Raw genomic sequence first — 16,416 nt, forward strand, 5'->3', positions numbered from 1 at the left:
GCGCCCCGGGGCACGAGCACCTTCGCTCTCCGGCTCGCAATGATGGCCGACTGCCTGTAAAAGAGCCCGCTATGGATACGTCCCCCTTGATTCTTCTCGCCGCGGGCGGCACCGGCGGCCATCTGTTCCCGGCCGAGGCGCTCGGCGTCGAGCTGATCCGGCGCGGCTTTCGCATCCGTCTCGTCACGGACGAGCGCGCGCTGCGCTACAGCGGGCTGTTCAGCAAGGACACGATCGACGTCGTGCGCAGCGAGACGGCGCGCGGCCGCAACCCGTTCCAGCTCGCCTACGCCAGCCTCACGCTTGCCGTCGGCACGCTGTCCGCCTTCCGCCTGATCAAGCGATTGAAACCCGTCGCCGTCGTCGGCTTCGGCGGCTACCCGACGCTGCCGCCGCTGGTCGCGGCAAGGCTCGCCGGCGTGCCCGGCATCATCCACGACGCCAACGCCGTGCTCGGCCGCGCCAACCGTTTCCTGTCGCGTCACGTCCGCGCCATCGCAACATCCTTGCCCGGCGTGCTCGATCGCGATCCGACACTGGCCGGCAAGACCACGACGGTCGGCACGCCGATGCGGCCCGCGATCCTCGCGGCAGCAGCCGTGAAATATGCCGCGCCTGAAACCAACGGCCCGCTGCGCCTGCTCGTCGTCGGCGGCAGCCAGGGCGCGCGCATCATGGCCGATATCGTGCCGGGTGCGATCGAGCGGCTCGAGCCCGCGCTGTGGAGCCGGCTCATCCTCACCCAGCAAGTGCGCGAAGAGGACATGACGCGGGTGCGCGCCGCCTACGACAAGCTCAAGATCAACGCCGAACTCGCGCCGTTCTTCACCGACCTGCCGGCGCGGCTTGCCTCCAACCATCTGGTGGTGTCGCGCTCCGGTGCCGGCACGGTCGCCGAGCTCGCCGCGATCGGACGGCCCTCGATCCTGGTGCCGTTGCCCGGTTCGATCGATCAGGACCAGTTCGCCAATGCCGGCGTGCTGGCCAAGGTCGATGGCGCCGTGAGCGTCCCGCAGACCGAGTTCACCTCGGATCGGCTGGCTTCCGAGATTTCCACTTTCGCCGCTGAGCCGGCGCGGCTCGCCGCCATGGCCGAGGCCGCTCGCGGCGCCGGCCGGCTCGATGCGGCCGAGCGTCTGGCCGATCTGGTGGTCAAAGTCGCCGGAGTTTAGCCGGCGTCATTCCGGACGGGACGCGAAGCGGACCGATCCGGAATCTCGAGATTCCGGGCTCGCTCGCGATGCGAGCGCCCCGGAATGACCAAAAAGGGCCAGTTTTTGTAGTTTTGGCATCAAGGCCGGACTTGTTCCGGCCATCCACGTCTTGCAAGAAGGACGCTGGGATTCGTGGATGTCTGGGGCTGTCTGGGCATGTTGCAACGACGGGATAGAGCATGAGACTGCCGCGCGACATCGGACCCATCCACTTCGTCGGGATCGGCGGGATCGGCATGAGCGGCATCGCCGAGGTGCTGATCAATCTCGGCTATGCCGTGCAGGGTTCGGACGCCTCGGACAATTACAATCTCGAACGTCTGCGCAAGAAGGGCGCAAAGGTCTCGGTCGGCCACAAGGCCGAGAACGTCGACGGCGCGGATGTCGTCGTGGTGTCCTCGGCGATCAAGCGCGACAATCCGGAGCTGATGGCGGCGCGCGCGCAGCGCATTCCCGTGGTGCGCCGCGCCGAGATGCTGGCCGAGCTGATGCGGCTGAAGAGCTGCGTTGCGATTGCCGGCACGCACGGCAAGACCACGACGACCACGATGGTGGCAACGCTGCTCGACGCCGGCGGCCTTGATCCGACCGTCATCAACGGCGGTATCATCAATGCCTACGGCTCCAACGCGCGACTCGGCGCCGGCGACTGGATGGTGGTGGAGGCCGACGAGAGCGACGGCACGTTCCTGAAGTTGCCGACGGATGTCGCGATCGTCACCAATGTCGATCCCGAGCATCTCGATCACTTCAAGACCTTCGAGGCCGTGCAGGACGCCTTCCGCCATTTCGTCGAGAACCTGCCGTTCTACGGCTTTGCCGTGATGTGCATCGATCATCCCGTCGTGCAGAGCCTGGTCGGGAAGATCGAGGACCGTCGCATCATCACCTATGGCGAGAATCCGCAGGCCGATGCGCGGCTGCTCGATTTGACGCCGATGGGCGGTGGCTCGAAATTCAAGGTCGCGTTCCGCAACCGCAAGACCGGTGCGACGCACGAGATCGCCGATCTCATGCTGCCGATGCCGGGGCGTCACAACGCCTCCAACGCGACGGCCGCGATCGCAGTGGCGCGGGAGCTCGGTGTGTCCGACGATGCGATCCGCAAGGCGATCGCCGGCTTCGGTGGCGTCAAGCGACGCTTCACCAGGACCGGCGAATGGAACGGCGTCACTGTGATCGACGATTACGGCCACCATCCCGTCGAGATCGCGGCCGTGCTCAAGGCGGCGCGCGAGTCCACCAACGGCAAGATCATCGCCGTGGTGCAGCCGCATCGCTACACCCGCCTGCAATCGCTGTTCGAGGAATTTTGCACCTGCTTCAACGATGCCGACGCGGTGATCGTCGCCGACGTCTACGCCGCGGGCGAGACGCCGATCGAGGGCATCGACCGTGATCATTTCGTCGCGGGCCTGCGCGCGCATGGCCATCGCGAAGTGATCCCGCTGCCTGCGGCGTCGGAGCTCGCGGGCATCGTCAAGGGACTCGCCACGTCGGGCGATCTCGTCGTGTGCCTGGGTGCCGGCAACATTACACAATGGGCGTACGCATTGCCCGGCGAATTGAAGGCGCTGGGGTGAGCATGCCGATGAAGGACTCGCAGGCAGCCACACGACGCGCCGCGCTCCCTCCCCCCCTGCGGGGGAGGGTGGGGGAGGGGGGTAGCCCCAGGCGAGGTCTGAGTTCGTGGCTACCCCCCTCCCTGCCTCTCCCCCGCAAGGGGGGAGGGAACGGAAACAGTGTGCCTTCCTCACCTGAGATCAACTCTTGCAGGGGCTGCCGTCTCGCATGAGTTTCCCCGACATCACACCTACGCTCAAAGCCGCGATGCCTGACCTTCGCGGCCGGCTGCTTGCAAACCAGTCGCTCGCCGAGCTCACCTGGTTTCGCGTCGGTGGGCCCGCGCAGGTGCTGTTCACGCCGGCCGATGAGGACGATCTCGCTTATTTCCTCGCGCATCTCGCAAGCGACATCCCTGTCTGCGTCGTCGGTGTCGGCTCCAACCTCATCGTGCGCGACGGCGGCGTTTCCGGCGTCGTGATCCGGCTCGCGCCGCGTGCTTTCGGAGAGGCGAACGCAAGTGGTGATGTCGTCACCGCCGGTGCGGCCGCGCTCGACAAGCGCGTTGCGGAGGTGGCCGCAAACGCCAATATCGGCGGACTCGAATTCTACTTCGGCATTCCCGGCACGATCGGCGGCGCGCTGCGCATGAATGCCGGCGCCAATGGCGGCGAGACCAAGGACGTGCTCGTCGAGGCGACTGGCGTCAGTCGCGACGGCAAGAAGCACGTGTTCTCCAACGCCGACATGAAGTTCGTCTACCGCAACAGCGGCGTCGATCCCTCCATCATCTTCACGTCGGCCCGCTTTCGCGGAGAGGTCAGGGATGCGGAAGCGATCCGCGCGCGCATGGCCGAGGTGCAAAACCATCGCGAGACCGCGCAGCCGATCCGCGAGAAGACCGGCGGCTCGACCTTCAAGAATCCGCCCGGCCACTCCGCCTGGAAGCTGATCGACGCCGCCGGTTGCCGCGGCTTGCGTGTCGGCGGCGCGCAGGTGTCGGAGATGCACTGCAATTTCCTGATCAACACGGGCGATGCCACCGGTCACGACATCGAGACCCTCGGCGAGACCGTGCGCGAACGCGTGAAGGCGAATTCCGGAATTGAACTACACTGGGAAATCAAGCGGATTGGGATTCCCGGCTAACAGTCGTTCCGGGGGCGCGATGCGCAACCCGGAATCTCGAGATTCCGGGTTCGATGCTGTGGCATCGCCCCGGAATGACGACGCAGATAGGTGACGGACAGACGCATGCGCATCACCATCCTCTTCGGCGGCTCCAACAGAGAGCGTCTGGTTTCGGTCGCATCAGCCCAGGCGCTGCATCAGGCGCTGCCCGAGGCCGATCTCTGGTTCTGGGACATTCAGGACAGGGTGCACGCCGTGCAGTCGAAGCAGCTCGAAGAGCATGCCCGTCCCTTCGAGGACGAGTTCAAGCCCGGCACGCGCGGCGTTCCGCTCGAACAGGCGCTCGACCAGGCCAAGGCGGAGGAACGCGTGCTGGTGCTCGCTCTGCACGGTGGCCGCGCCGAAAACGGCGAGTTGCAGGTGATGTGCGAAGCACGCGGCGTGCCCTTCACCGGATCGGGCTCGGCCTCCTCGCATCTCGCCTTCGACAAGATCGCGGCCAAGCATTTTGCCGCGCTCGGCGGCGTGACGCCGCCGGCAGGCATCGCGCTCGAAAACATCGACGACGCGTTCGCCGAATACGGCCGGCTGATCGCAAAGCCGGCGCGCGACGGCTCGAGCTATGGCCTGATCTTCGTCAACGCCAAGCAGGATCTCGTCGCCGTCCGCAATGCGGCGAAGCTCGAGGAATATGTCATTGAGCCCTACATCGCCGGCATCGAGGCGACCTGCGGCGTGCTGGAGCGGCCGGATGGCTCGATCATCTCGCTGCCGCCGATCGAGATCATTCCGGGCGAGGGCAATTTCGACTACGCCGCAAAATATCTCCTGAAGTCGACCCAGGAGATCTGTCCCGGCCGCTTCTCGGCCGAGGTCACCGCCGCGCTCAAGGAGCAGGCGATGCTGGCGCATCGCGCGATGTCCTGCACCGGCTATTCCCGCTCGGACTTCATCGTCGCGGACAAGGGCCTGGTTTATCTCGAAACCAACACGCTCCCCGGGCTGACGAAATCCTCGCTCTACCCCAAGGCGCTGAAGGCCGAGGGCATCGACTTCGTCGACTTCCTGCGCGGACTGATCGAGCTTGCCGAGCGGCGGGTTCGAAAATAGTTAGGACTGGTTAACGCCAGGACGGCCGAAACCGCCCGGTTTTGGCCCAAAAGCCGGTAAAATGCCGGGCATCGCGGCATAAATGCCTCACAGAACGGGGCAAAAAGCTTTCCTCGTTAACGAACTTTACCTTTTGTTTACCAGGAAGTCCGAAGGTTAACGCTGGCGGCGCATATGGCGCTTTGGCTGCCGGCGCGTGACCGGTTGCGGGTGTTCCCGCTCCTGCGAACGCTTTGAAGGGAGAGGCTTCTTCTGCTGAAGACCACCCGGCCGGCAGGTCCGAGACGTCATGGGCGCCAGAACCCGCGAGAGTGCCGCGGGCTAACTGTTGACGAGCTCGTGCAATGGATGGTGCAGGCAGCCTCACCCGGTCGTTCCTCCGATCGCTGAGGCCCCAAGCTGACCTGAAGGCGGCCGCTATCGGAGCGGTCGTGCTCCTGCGCGAGTGGCTGCAAGAGAAGCGCGAGGAAAAGCGCGCGATTGCCAAGGAAAAATCCAAGGCCAAAGCCATTGTCGAGCGCGAGCCGCCGCCGCGCGTGGTTGCGCTGGTCGAACGCTATCTGCCGCGCCGGGTCGGGATCAGCATGACCGTGCTGCTGCTGGTCGGAAGCTGCAGCCTCGGCATCGTCAAGGGCGGGCACCTCCAGGATTTCATCACCGCCGTCAACGACGCCCGCAATGCGCTGGCCAATTCCGCCGGCTTCCGCATCACCTCCGTCGTGATCAACGGCCGCAAACAGCTCAGCCAGGACGAGATCCTCGCGGTCGGCGGCGTCAGCGGCCGTTCCTCGCTGTTGTTCCTCGACGCCGACGGCGTCCGCGACAAGCTCAAGGCCAATCCCTGGATCGCTGATGCGACCGTGCTCAAGCTCTATCCGGGCCAGCTCCTGATCGAGATCACCGAGCGCAAGGCGTTTGCACTGTGGCAGGAGGGCGGCCGGCTCTCCGTGATCGCCGATGACGGCGCCGTGCTCGAGCCCTATGTCTCGCGCCGCTTCCTGTCGCTGCCGCTCGTGGTCGGCAAGGGCGCCGACACGCAGGCCCGCGACTTCCTCGCGCTGCTGGCGCGCTATCCGCAGGTGAATTCGGTGACCAAGGCCGCGATCTTCGTCGGCGAGCGGCGCTGGAACCTGAGGCTCAAGGACGGCCTCGACATCCGTCTGCCCGAGCAGGACGTCGGCAACGCACTTGCAGCGCTCTCCAAGCTCGACAAGGACGACAAGCTGTTCTCACGCGATATCGTCGCGGTCGACATGCGCCTGCCGGATCGACTGGTGGTGCAGCTGTCCGACGATGCCGCGAAGGCGCGCGAGGAGCAGTTCAAGGACAAGAAGTCCAAGAAGAAGGCCGGGGACTCCGCATGACCGGTCTCGATCGCACCCAGACGCCGAAGACACGCCCGATGCCGCACAAGCGCGGCGGCCTCGTTGCCTGCCTCGACATCGGCACCAGCAAGATCGCCTGCATGATCGCGCGGCTGAAGCCGTCGGCGTCGAGCGAAGCCTTGCGCGGTCGCACCCATGCGGTGGAGCTGATCGGCTACAGCCAGATCCAGTCGCGCGGCATGAAGGCCGGTGCCGTGATCGATCTCGGCGAGTGCGAGCAGGCCGTGCGCCAGGCCGTCGCGCTTGCGGAGAAGATGGCCAAGGTGCGGGTCGAGTCCGTGCTGCTGTCGGTCTCGGGCGGCAGGCCCGCCGGCCAGCTGGTCGAGGCCGCGGCCGACATCCGGGGTGGCGCAGTGACGCCGGCCGACGTCAACCGCGTCACCTCCACCGGCATGCGCCACGCCACCGGCGAGGGCCGCACCGTGCTACACGCACTGCCGGTCGGCTACACGCTCGACGGCGTCAAGGGCATCCGCGATCCTCGCGGCATGATTGCGCATCAGTTCGGCGTCGACATGAACGTCGTCACCTGCGACGCCACGGTGGCGCGGAACCTGATGCTGGCGGTGGAGCGCTGCCACATCAACGTCGAAGCCATGGCGGCGAGCTCCTATGTGGCCGGCCTTTCGGTGCTGACCGACGACGAAGCCGATCTCGGCGCCGCCGTCGTCGAGATGGGCGCCGGCACCACGACGATGGCGATCTATGCCGGCGGTCGCTTCGTGCACGCGGCGGGCTTTGCGGTCGGCGGGCAACACATCACGATGGATCTCGCGCGCGGACTCTCGGCGACCATTGCCGATGCCGAGCGAATCAAGACGTTATATGGCACCGTCCTCACCGGCGGATCGGACTCGCGTGAGCTGATGTCTGTACCGACAGCCGGTGACGAGCAGGATCTGCCGCAGATCGTCTCCCGCGCCACCATCGCCAACATCGTCAAGCACCGTGCCGAGGAGATCTTCGAAATGGTCCGGGACCGGCTGAAGGATTCGCCCTTCGCGGCGGAACCCAGGGGCCGTGTCGTGCTCAGCGGCGGCGCCTCGCAGCTCACCGGCCTCGTCGAACTCGGAACGCAGATTCTCGGCCGGCCCGTGCGGGTCGGACGACCGCTCGGCTTCGGCCGGCTGCCCAACGAGGCGAAGAACGCCGCTTTCGCGGTGCCTGCCGGGCTTCTGGTCTATCCGCAATATGTTCACCTCGAACATGTCGAACCGCGGCATACGCGGCAGCAGGTCAAGACAGGGACCGGCGGCTATTTCGGAAAGGTCGGACGATGGCTACGCGAGGGCTTCTGATGAACCGGTTCCGCAATCTTCGATTTTCACCAACTCCCACGGCCGCCGGCCGGGGCGAACCCACGCGCGCGTGATCGAGAGGCACACATGACCATCAATATCAATGTCCCTGATATTCACGAATTGAAGCCGCGGATCACCGTGTTCGGCGTCGGCGGTGCTGGCGGCAACGCTGTCAACAACATGATCACGGCGGGCCTCCAGGGCGTCGACTTCGTGGTCGCCAACACCGACGCGCAGGCGCTGACGATGTCGAAGGCGCAGCGCATCGTGCAGATGGGCACGCAGGTGACGCAAGGGTTGGGCGCCGGTTCGCAGCCGAACGTCGGCGCCGCCGCGGCGGAAGAGGTGATCGACGAGCTGCGCGACCATCTCTCCGGCGCCAACATGGTGTTCGTCACCGCCGGCATGGGCGGTGGCACCGGCACCGGTGCAGCTCCGGTGATCGCCAAGACCGCGCGAGAGATGGGCATCCTCACCGTCGGCGTGGTGACCAAGCCGTTCCACTTCGAAGGCGGCCGCCGCATGCGCACCGCGGAAGCGGGCATCAACGAGCTGCACAAGGTCGTGGATACGCTCCTGATCATCCCGAACCAGAACCTGTTCCGGGTCGCCAACGAGAAGACCACCTTCGCCGACGCCTTCGCGATGGCCGACCAGGTGCTCTACTCGGGCGTTGCCTGCATCACCGACCTGATGGTCAAGGAAGGCCTGATCAACCTCGACTTCGCCGACGTCCGCGCCGTCATGCGTGAGATGGGCAAGGCGATGATGGGCACGGGCGAGGCCTCCGGCGACAAGCGCGCGCTGACCGCTGCTGAAGCCGCGATCGCCAACCCGCTGATCGACGATTCGTCGATGAAGGGTGCCAAGGGCCTCTTGATCTCCATCACCGGCGGCAAGGACCTGACCCTGTTCGAGGTCGACGAAGCCGCAACCCGCATCCGCGAGGAAGTCGACCAGGACGCCAACATCATCGTCGGCGCCACCTTCGACGAAGCGCTCGACGGCCTGATCCGCGTCTCGGTCGTCGCCACTGGCATCGAGCAGGCCGCGATCGCCCGCAACAGCCAGGCCACCAGCGCCCCGGTTGCCAACCCGGCACCCCAGGCGCAGGCTCCGGCCGCGGCTGCCGAGAGCCGTCTCGCCGACCTGACCGCGCGCCTGCGGGCCGACAATCAGCGCCTGGCCGAGCGCGCCCAGAAGCTGGAAGCGCAAGTCCCGGGCGCTGCGCCCGCCGCTCCGGTCGCGCCGCGGCCCAATGTCGAGCGCGCCGCGCTCGCGGCCATCGCCGCCGCGGTGGCTCCGGACGTCCCGTCGGCACCGGTGCAGCCCGCCTCCTACGGCGACGTCACCGTCCGCCCGATCGCGCAGAAGCCCACCCTGTTCCCGGAACCGGAGCAGGCCCCGGTTGCGATGCACGAGCCGATGACGCCCGATACCTTCATCCCGCCGCAGGCCGAGCGCCCGCCGGTGCGTGCGCCGCGGATGCCTCGACTCGAGGAACTGCCGATGCCGGCCCAGGCCGAGATTCGGCAGGCCCGCGGTGAGGTCGAGGAGGAGCACCCGCAAAAGAGTCGCCTCTCGCTGCTCCAGCGACTCGCCAATGTCGGCCTCGGCCGTCGCGACGAGGAGAGCGAGCCGCCGGTGGCGGCCCGAGCCGCGGCTCCGGCGATGCCGCCGTTGCCGGACCGCAAGCCCCAGCGGAGCGTCGCGCAGCAGTTCGCGGCCAACGAACCGGTATCAGAGTATGCGCGTCGCCCGGCGCCGCAAGGTCTCGACGCCCATGGCCGTCCCGCACCTGTTGCGCCCGCGCCACAGGGAGACGACCATCTTGATATCCCGGCCTTCCTCCGCCGCCAGGCGACGTGAGGATTGTTACAATAGGGAAGACGAAAAAGGGTCCCGGCGGGAAGCTTGCCGGGACCTTTCCTTTTTCATCTTGGATGCCCGAATTGCGCGGCCAAGCAACTGATTTTAAATGATTAATTATGTATTTGGTGGTTCGGTAAAGCTGCCGGGAGAAGCCCGGAACCGCGTCGCAATTTGGTTAAGCCTTGGCGCGAATACGGCAGGTTTGGGGTAACAATCGGTAAAAAAGCGTGAGTTGGCGCTGTTTAGGGCAGTGACTATGGTCCGCCGTGACTTGGGGATACGGAGATTCGGACGGTCGACTGCGGTCGGTCAGTCAGGTCTTGTATAAGTCGCAATGGGTCGTAGTGGGCGGGTTCCTGATGAAATTTAGCCGGCAAACAACGCTTCGCGCGCAAGCCACCGTGGCCGGCGTTGGCGTACACTCCGGTTGTCCTGTCACTCTCACGCTCGGGCCTGCACCTGTCGATGCAGGTTATATTTTTGTCCGGACCGGCCTTGAGGGAAGTGACCGCGAAGTTCAGGCCACCGCTGAGCAGGTGATCGCGACCGAGTTCGCGACCGTCCTTGGCGACCGCGACGGTCCGCTGGTTTCCACCGCCGAGCACGTGCTGGCCGCGCTGCGGGGCATGGGCGTTGATAACGCGGCCATCGAGATCGACGGTCCGGAAGTACCGATCATGGACGGCAGCGCTGCGGCCTTCGTCGCGGCAATCGATCAGGCGGGCATCGTGACCCAGCCGGCGCAGCGGCGCTTCATCCAGGTCCTTAAGCCGGTCTCGGTTGCGATCGGTGATTCGTTCGGCGAGCTGCGGCCTTATGCCGGCGGTTTCCGTGCCGAGGTCGAGATCGATTTCGCCAATCCCGTGATCGGCAAGCAGAGCTACGCGATCGAGCTCAATCCGGAGCGGTTCCGCCGTGAAGTCGGCCGTGCCCGGACTTTCGGCCTGATGTGCGATCAGGCACGGCTCTGGAGCGCAGGCTATGCGCTCGGCGCCTCCTTCGAAAATACCGTGGTGTTCGACGACGAGCGGCTGCTCAATCCCGAGGGCCTGCGCTACGCCGACGAATGCGTCCGCCACAAGGTTCTGGACGCCATCGGCGATCTGGCGCTGGCCGGCCTGCCGCTGCTCGGTGCCTATCGCTCGGTTCGCGGCGGCCACAAGCTCAACCATGCCGTCCTGGCCGCGCTGCTCCGCGACCGTACCGCCTGGCGTGTGGTCGAGGGTGAGGCGGCTCGCCGCACCACGCGTCCGGTCGTCGAGGTTGGCAGCGGTATCGTCGGTGGCCGGATTGCCGCGGCCTACGGGCCGGACGTGTCCTAAGCACTTGTCGTCGGGCATTCGGTGCCCGCGGCACCCGCGAAACTCCTGGTAACCATGATCGGCTAGCATGACGCATGGCCGCCTTAATCCGGGCGAATTGCGCACCTATCCGGTTGGTAACGATCGTTTTTTGGTTACATCGGCGTGGTCGCATTGGCAGGGCGCCACGGACAATCTCGCGTCCATGACGGGGCAGGACCGGTTCATCTCACAGGGCGACGAGTCTCAATTCATGTCGGCACAGCGTATGACGCGCGAATATTTTCCGGTTTCGCCCAGGGCGTCGATCACGGTCCGACGGCTGGCGCAGGCCGCGGCATTCTTCATCCTGGCGCTGCCGCTGGGTGGCTGCGGCACCGGTGCGCTCTGGGACAAGTTCATCGCCAAGGACGACACCTTCGTCGAGGAGCCCGCCGACAAGCTCTACAATGAGGGCCTGTACCTCATGAACGAGAAGAAGGACATGAAGGCGGCGACCAAGAAGTTCGAAGAGGTCGACCGCCAGCACCCCTATTCCGACTGGGCACGCAAATCGCTGCTGATGTCGGCCTACGCGTCCTACCAGGGCGGCGACTATGACGGCTGCATCGGTGCGGCCACCCGCTACGTCACGCTGCATCCCGGCAGCCCGGACGCGGCCTATGCGCAATATCTGATCGCCGCGTCCCATTACGACCAGATCCCCGACATCAGCCGCGACCAGGGCCGGACCGAGAAGGCGGTCGCCGCCCTGGAAGAGGTGGTGCGCAAGTATCCGACGTCCGAATATGCGGCCAGCGCCAAGGCCAAGATCGAGGGCGCGCGCGACCAACTCGCCGGCAAGGAGATGAATGTCGGCCGCTACTACATGCAGAAGCGCGACTACACCGCCGCGATCAACCGCTTCAAATCCGTGGTGACGCAGTACCAGACCACGCGCCATGTCGAGGAGGCGCTGTTCCGGCTCACAGAAGCCTATATGGCGATCGGCATCGTCGGCGAGGCGCAGACCGCCGCGGCCGTGCTGGGCCACAATTTTCCCGACAGCCGCTGGTACAAGGACGCTTATAATCTTGTAAAATCCGGCGGTCTCGAGCCGAGCGAGAATCAGGGGTCCTGGATCAGCAGGACCTTCAAGAAGATGGGCCTCGGCTAGGAAATTTTGGGGTTCCATGCTGGCGCGTCTGTCGATCCGTGACATCGTCCTGATCGAACGGCTCGATATCGAATTCGCAACCGGCCTTGCGGTTTTGACCGGCGAGACGGGGGCGGGCAAATCCATCCTGCTCGATGCCTTTGCGCTGGCTCTCGGCGGCCGCGGCGATGCGGGCCTCGTGCGCCACGGCGCGGAGCAGGGGCAGGTTACGGCCGTCTTCGACGTGCCGAGGACCCATCCCGCCACGAAGATCCTTGCCGAGAACGGGCTGGAGGACACCGGCGAGATGATTCTCCGCCGGGTGCAGCTCGCCGACGGCCGCACCCGCGCCTTCATCAACGACCAGTCGATCAGCGTGCAAACCCTGAAGGCGGTCGGCGCGGCCCTGGTCGAGATCCACGGCCAGCATGACGAGCGCGCGCTGGTCGATGCCGCCACCCACCGCCGCCTGCTGGATGCCTTTGCCGGCCTCGAAAAGGATGTCGCGGCCGTCGAATCACTGTGGGACGCGCGCCGCACCGCGAACACCGCACTGGAGGAGCATCGCGCCGGCATGGAGCGTGCTGCGCGCGAAGCCGACTATCTGCGCCATGCCTCCGACGAATTGAAGCAGCTCGCGCCCAAGGACGGCGAGGAGACTGCGCTCGCCGGGCGCCGCACCACCATGATGCAGGGCGAGAAGATCGCCTCCGACCTGCGCGAGGCGCAGGAAGCGGTCGGCGGCAACCATTCGCCGGTCGCGGCCCTGTCGGCCGCGGTGCGCCGGCTCGAGCGCCGTGGCGTCAATTCGCCGGCGCTGGTCGAGCCGGCGGTCAAGGCGATCGATGCTGCGATCAATGCGCTGGAGGAAGCTGATCAGCACCTCCAGGCAGCCCTGGCCGCAACCGATTTCGATCCGGCCGAGCTCGAACGCATCGAGGAGCGGCTGTTCGCGCTGCGCGCCGCCTCGCGCAAATATTCGACGCCGGTGGATGGGCTGGCTGCGCTTGCCGCCAAATACGCCGCCGACGTCGTGCTGATCGATGCCGGCGCCACGCAGCTGAAAAGACTGGAGCAGGCCGCCATCGAAGCCGATGCGCGCTATGCGGCGGCCGCGCAAAAGCTGTCGGCGGCGCGGCAGAAATCCGCGGAGAAGCTCAACAAGGCCGTCAACGCCGAGCTCGCCCCGCTCAAGCTCGAGCGCGCAAAGTTCATGACCCAGGTGGAGACCGACGAGCGCGCGCCGGGACCGCAAGGCTTCGACCGCGTCGAGTTCTGGGTGCAGACCAACCCGGGCACCAAGCCGGGCCCGCTGATGAAGGTCGCCTCCGGCGGCGAGCTGTCGCGCTTCCTGCTCGCGCTCAAGGTCGTGCTGTCCGACCGCGGCTCGGCGCCGACCCTGGTGTTCGACGAAATCGACACCGGCGTCGGCGGCGCGGTGGCAGACGCCATCGGCGCGCGCCTCGCCCGTCTCGCCGGCAAGGTCCAGGTCATGGCCGTGACCCACGCCCCGCAGGTCGCGGCGCGTGCCGACCAGCATCTGCTGATTTCCAAGGACGCCCTCGACAAGGGCAAGCGCGTCGCCACCCGCGTTAATGCGCTGGCCGCCGACCACCGCCGCGAGGAGATCGCGCGGATGCTGGCGGGCGCGGAGATCACGGCCGAGGCAAGGGCGGCGGCGGAACGGCTGCTCAGGGCGGCGACGGCTTAGTGGTCCACCGTCATTCCGGGGCGATGCGAAGCATCGAACCCGGAATCTCGAGATTCCGGGTTCGGCTCTTCGAGCCGCCCCGGAATGACCACTCTAAATGCAGATCGACTCATAAAGATCGTCCCAGTCGGGATTATCCTTCTCGATCAATTGCACCTTCCAGGCCCGCTTCCACTTCTTAACTCCTTCTCGCGAGATATCGCCGTGACCGGATCGTCATAGGTCTCGAACCAAACAAGCCGCGTGATGTTGTATCTGGCCGTGAAGCCCGGAACGGCCTTGATTCGATGCTCATAGGCGCGACGCACGAGGTCGTTGGTGATGCCGACATAGATTGCTCCATCGCGTCGGCTTGCTAGGATATAGACGTAATACGCCATGAGCCCCTCCCCACCGTCATTCCGGGGCGCACGAAGTGCGAACCCGGAATCTCGAGGTTCCGGGTCTGGTCCTTCGGACCATCCCGGAACGACGAGCTAGAACCTTAAGCATGATGGCAAGAGCAGCAAAATCCAAGGCAAAGCCGCTTCGCGATATCGCCGACCTCACCAAGGCGCAGGCCAAGGTCGAGCACATGCGGCTCGCCCTCGAGCTCGAGGAGCACGACAGGCGCTACTATCAAGAGGACGCGCCGACCGTTACCGACGCCGAATATGACGCGCTGCGTCAGCGCTTCAATGCGATCGAGAAGCGCTTTCCTGAATTCGTCAGCGCGGAGTCGCCCTCGCAAAAGGTCGGCGCCGCGCCCTCGGGGCGCTTCAGAAAGGTCCGGCATGCCGTTCCGATGCTGTCGCTCGACAACGCCTTTGCCGAAGAGGACGTGCGCGACTTCGTCGGCCGCATCGGCCGCTTCCTGAAGCTTGCCGACGACAGGATCGATTTCTCCGCCGAGCCGAAGATCGACGGCCTCTCGATGTCGCTGCGCTATGAGGGCGGCGAGCTCGTCACCGCGGCGACGCGCGGCGACGGCGCCGAGGGCGAGGACGTCACTGCCAACATCCGTAGCCTCGAGGACGTGCCGCAGAAGCTGAAGGGCCGCAACGTCCCCGATATCTGCGAGGTGCGCGGCGAGGTCTACATGACCAAGAAGGCGTTCCTGGCGCTCAACGAGCGGCAGAAGGCCGCCGGCGACACCGTCTTCGCCAATCCGCGCAACTCGGCCGCGGGCTCGCTGCGGCAGAAGGATCCCGCCATCACCGCCTCGCGCCCGCTCGGCTTCTTTGCCTACGCCTGGGGCGAGATGAGCGGGATACCCGAGGGCACGCAGAGCGGCATGATCCACTGGTTCGAGCGCTGCGGTTTCAAGACCAATCCGCTGACGAAGCTGTGTCACTCGGTCGAGGAGCTGCTCGCCTTCCATCATTCGATCGAGGAGCAGCGCGCCGAACTCGACTACGACATCGACGGCGTCGTCTACAAGGTCGACCGCATCGACTGGCAGGAGCGGCTCGGCTTCGTCTCGCGCACGCCGCGCTGGGCCATCGCGCACAAATTCCCGGCCGAGCGCGCCATGACGGTGCTGCGCGACATCGAGATCCAGGTCGGTCGCACCGGCTCGTTCACGCCCGTCGGCAAGCTCGAGCCGGTCGGCGTCGGCGGCGTGATCGTGCAGAACGTCACACTGCACAACGAGGACTACATCAAGGGCATCGGCAACAAGGGAGAAGTGCTGCGAGAGGGGCGCGACATCCGGATCGGCGACACCGTCGTGATCCAGCGCGCCGGCGACGTCATCCCGCAGGTGGTCGACGTCGTCATCGACAAGCGGCCGACGAGCACGAAGGAGTTCCACTTCCCGAAGAAGTGCCCGTGCCCTCTGCACACCGACGTCGTCCGCGAGGAGACGGCGACGGGAGAAGAGGGCTCGCGCGCCCGCTGCACCGGCGAGTTCGCCTGTCCCTATCAGAAGATCGAGCACCTCAAGCTGTTCGTGTCGCGGCGCGCGTTCGACATCGACGGTCTCGGCGAAAAGCAGCTCCAATATTTCTTCGACGAGGGCTGGGTGAAAGAGCCCGCCGACATCTTCACGCTGGAGAAGCGCAATTCAAAGCTCAAGCTCGAGGAAATCGAGGGCTACGGCGCAACCTCGGTGCGCAACCTGTTCGGCGCCATCGAGAGCCGGCGCAAGATCGCGCTGGAGCGCTTCATCTATGCGCTCGGCATGCGCCATGTCGGCGAGACCACGGCGCTGGCGCTGGCGCGCGGCTATGGCTCGTGGGACGCCTTCCATGACGCCTGCCTCAGGGTCGCCAAAGGCGACGAGGAGGCGATGGCCGACATGGACGCGCTCGACCAGATCGGCGACACCGTGATCAAGAGCATCGCGGATTATTTCGGCGAGAGTCACAACCGCGGCATCGTCGAGCGGCTCACCAGCGAAGTCGAGATCGTCGACGCCGAGAAGCCGAAGAGCAACTCTGTCGTTGCCGGCAAGACGGTCGTGTTCACCGGTTCGCTGGAAAAGATGACGCGTGATGAAGCCAAGGCGACCGCGGAGCGGCTCGGCGCAAAAGTTTCGGGTTCGGTGTCGAAGAAGACCGATCTCGTGGTCGCCGGTCCCGGAGCGGGCTCGAAGCTCGCGGAGGCCAACAAGCACGGCGTCAAGGTGTTGACCGAGGAGGAGTGGCTGAAGCTGATCGGGGAGTGAGGTCCGCTCCGCTCGCGCCTCTCGCTCCGCTGTCATCACCCGCGAA

At 65.8% G+C, this 16,416-nt stretch carries 11 protein-coding genes and 1 pseudogene; 11 read left to right on the forward strand and 1 reads right to left on the reverse strand.

The annotated features are described in order from the left end of the window. Nucleotides 1-71: 71 nt before the first annotated feature. From murG to recN, 10 genes are all read left to right on the forward strand, one after another. A complete protein-coding gene (gene murG / locus AYJ54_RS05525) occupies nt 72-1,172 on the forward strand; it encodes an undecaprenyldiphospho-muramoylpentapeptide beta-N-acetylglucosaminyltransferase (RefSeq protein ID WP_063697194.1) in 1,101 nt (366 codons plus the stop codon). A gap of 221 nt (nt 1,173-1,393) precedes the next feature. Continuing rightward, the gene (gene murC, locus AYJ54_RS05530; RefSeq protein ID WP_063697196.1) at nt 1,394-2,797 is read left to right on the forward strand and encodes a UDP-N-acetylmuramate--L-alanine ligase; all 1,404 of its coding nucleotides are present in this window, start codon (nt 1,394-1,396) and stop codon (nt 2,795-2,797) included. Between the two features lie 208 nt (nt 2,798-3,005). Continuing rightward, nucleotides 3,006-3,926: a UDP-N-acetylmuramate dehydrogenase gene (gene murB, locus AYJ54_RS05535; protein ID WP_063697198.1), complete on the forward strand. Its 921-nt coding sequence runs from the start codon at nt 3,006-3,008 to the stop codon at nt 3,924-3,926. A gap of 105 nt (nt 3,927-4,031) precedes the next feature. Next, on the forward strand, nt 4,032-5,018 hold the full coding sequence (locus tag AYJ54_RS05540; RefSeq protein WP_063697200.1) for a D-alanine--D-alanine ligase family protein: 987 nt from the start codon (nt 4,032-4,034) through the stop codon (nt 5,016-5,018). A 344-nt stretch (nt 5,019-5,362) separates the two neighbouring features. Next, nucleotides 5,363-6,382 (forward strand): cell division protein FtsQ/DivIB, encoded by a 1,020-nt coding sequence (locus tag AYJ54_RS05545; protein WP_063697202.1) that lies wholly within the window; start codon nt 5,363-5,365, stop codon nt 6,380-6,382. Then, a complete protein-coding gene (ftsA, locus tag AYJ54_RS05550; protein ID WP_063697203.1) occupies nt 6,379-7,701 on the forward strand; it encodes a cell division protein FtsA in 1,323 nt (440 codons plus the stop codon). Before AYJ54_RS05545 ends, ftsA begins: the two co-directional genes overlap by 4 nt. Nucleotides 7,702-7,788: 87 nt before the next feature. Beyond that, complete coding sequence (gene ftsZ / locus AYJ54_RS05555; RefSeq protein ID WP_063697205.1) at nt 7,789-9,573, forward strand: cell division protein FtsZ; 1,785 nt, start codon at nt 7,789-7,791, stop codon at nt 9,571-9,573. 362 nt (nt 9,574-9,935) lie between these two features. Then, nucleotides 9,936-10,898 carry a UDP-3-O-acyl-N-acetylglucosamine deacetylase gene (gene lpxC / locus AYJ54_RS05560; RefSeq protein ID WP_063697207.1) on the forward strand — a complete coding sequence of 321 codons (963 nt, stop codon included), beginning with the start codon at nt 9,936-9,938 and terminating at the stop codon, nt 10,896-10,898. A 232-nt stretch (nt 10,899-11,130) separates the two neighbouring features. Continuing rightward, a complete protein-coding gene (locus AYJ54_RS05565) occupies nt 11,131-12,033 on the forward strand; it encodes an outer membrane protein assembly factor BamD (protein ID WP_063697295.1) in 903 nt (300 codons plus the stop codon). 16 nt (nt 12,034-12,049) lie between these two features. Beyond that, on the forward strand, nt 12,050-13,723 hold the full coding sequence (gene recN / locus AYJ54_RS05570; RefSeq protein ID WP_063697209.1) for a DNA repair protein RecN: 1,674 nt from the start codon (nt 12,050-12,052) through the stop codon (nt 13,721-13,723). Between the two features lie 93 nt (nt 13,724-13,816). Here the strand turns inward: recN and AYJ54_RS05575 are convergent. Continuing rightward, nucleotides 13,817-14,103 (reverse strand): annotated as a pseudogene (locus AYJ54_RS05575) (GIY-YIG nuclease family protein). Nucleotides 14,104-14,216: 113 nt separating this feature from the next. Here AYJ54_RS05575 and ligA point away from each other — a divergent pair. Continuing rightward, nucleotides 14,217-16,370 (forward strand): NAD-dependent DNA ligase LigA, encoded by a 2,154-nt coding sequence (gene ligA, locus AYJ54_RS05580; RefSeq protein WP_063697296.1) that lies wholly within the window; start codon nt 14,217-14,219, stop codon nt 16,368-16,370. Nucleotides 16,371-16,416 lie beyond the last annotated feature (46 nt).

Source organism: Bradyrhizobium centrolobii, assembly GCF_001641635.1.
Lineage (GTDB): Bacteria > Pseudomonadota > Alphaproteobacteria > Rhizobiales > Xanthobacteraceae > Bradyrhizobium > Bradyrhizobium centrolobii.

Bases quoted from the DNA above. Each gene is read 5' to 3' on its own strand.
- AYJ54_RS05540 (WP_063697200.1), top strand. From the start codon at position 4,032: ATGCGCATCACCATCCTCTTCGGCGGCTCCAACAGAGAGCGTCTGGTT.
- AYJ54_RS05545 (WP_063697202.1), top strand. From the start codon at position 5,363: ATGGATGGTGCAGGCAGCCTCACCCGGTCGTTCCTCCGATCGCTGAGG.
- lpxC (WP_063697207.1), top strand. From the start codon at position 9,936: ATGAAATTTAGCCGGCAAACAACGCTTCGCGCGCAAGCCACCGTGGCC.
- recN (WP_063697209.1), top strand. From the start codon at position 12,050: ATGCTGGCGCGTCTGTCGATCCGTGACATCGTCCTGATCGAACGGCTC.
- murG (WP_063697194.1), top strand. From the start codon at position 72: ATGGATACGTCCCCCTTGATTCTTCTCGCCGCGGGCGGCACCGGCGGC.
- ftsZ (WP_063697205.1), top strand. From the start codon at position 7,789: ATGACCATCAATATCAATGTCCCTGATATTCACGAATTGAAGCCGCGG.
- murC (WP_063697196.1), top strand. From the start codon at position 1,394: ATGAGACTGCCGCGCGACATCGGACCCATCCACTTCGTCGGGATCGGC.
- ftsA (WP_063697203.1), top strand. From the start codon at position 6,379: ATGACCGGTCTCGATCGCACCCAGACGCCGAAGACACGCCCGATGCCG.
- AYJ54_RS05565 (WP_063697295.1), top strand. From the start codon at position 11,131: ATGTCGGCACAGCGTATGACGCGCGAATATTTTCCGGTTTCGCCCAGG.
- ligA (WP_063697296.1), top strand. From the start codon at position 14,217: ATGGCAAGAGCAGCAAAATCCAAGGCAAAGCCGCTTCGCGATATCGCC.
- murB (WP_063697198.1), top strand. From the start codon at position 3,006: ATGAGTTTCCCCGACATCACACCTACGCTCAAAGCCGCGATGCCTGAC.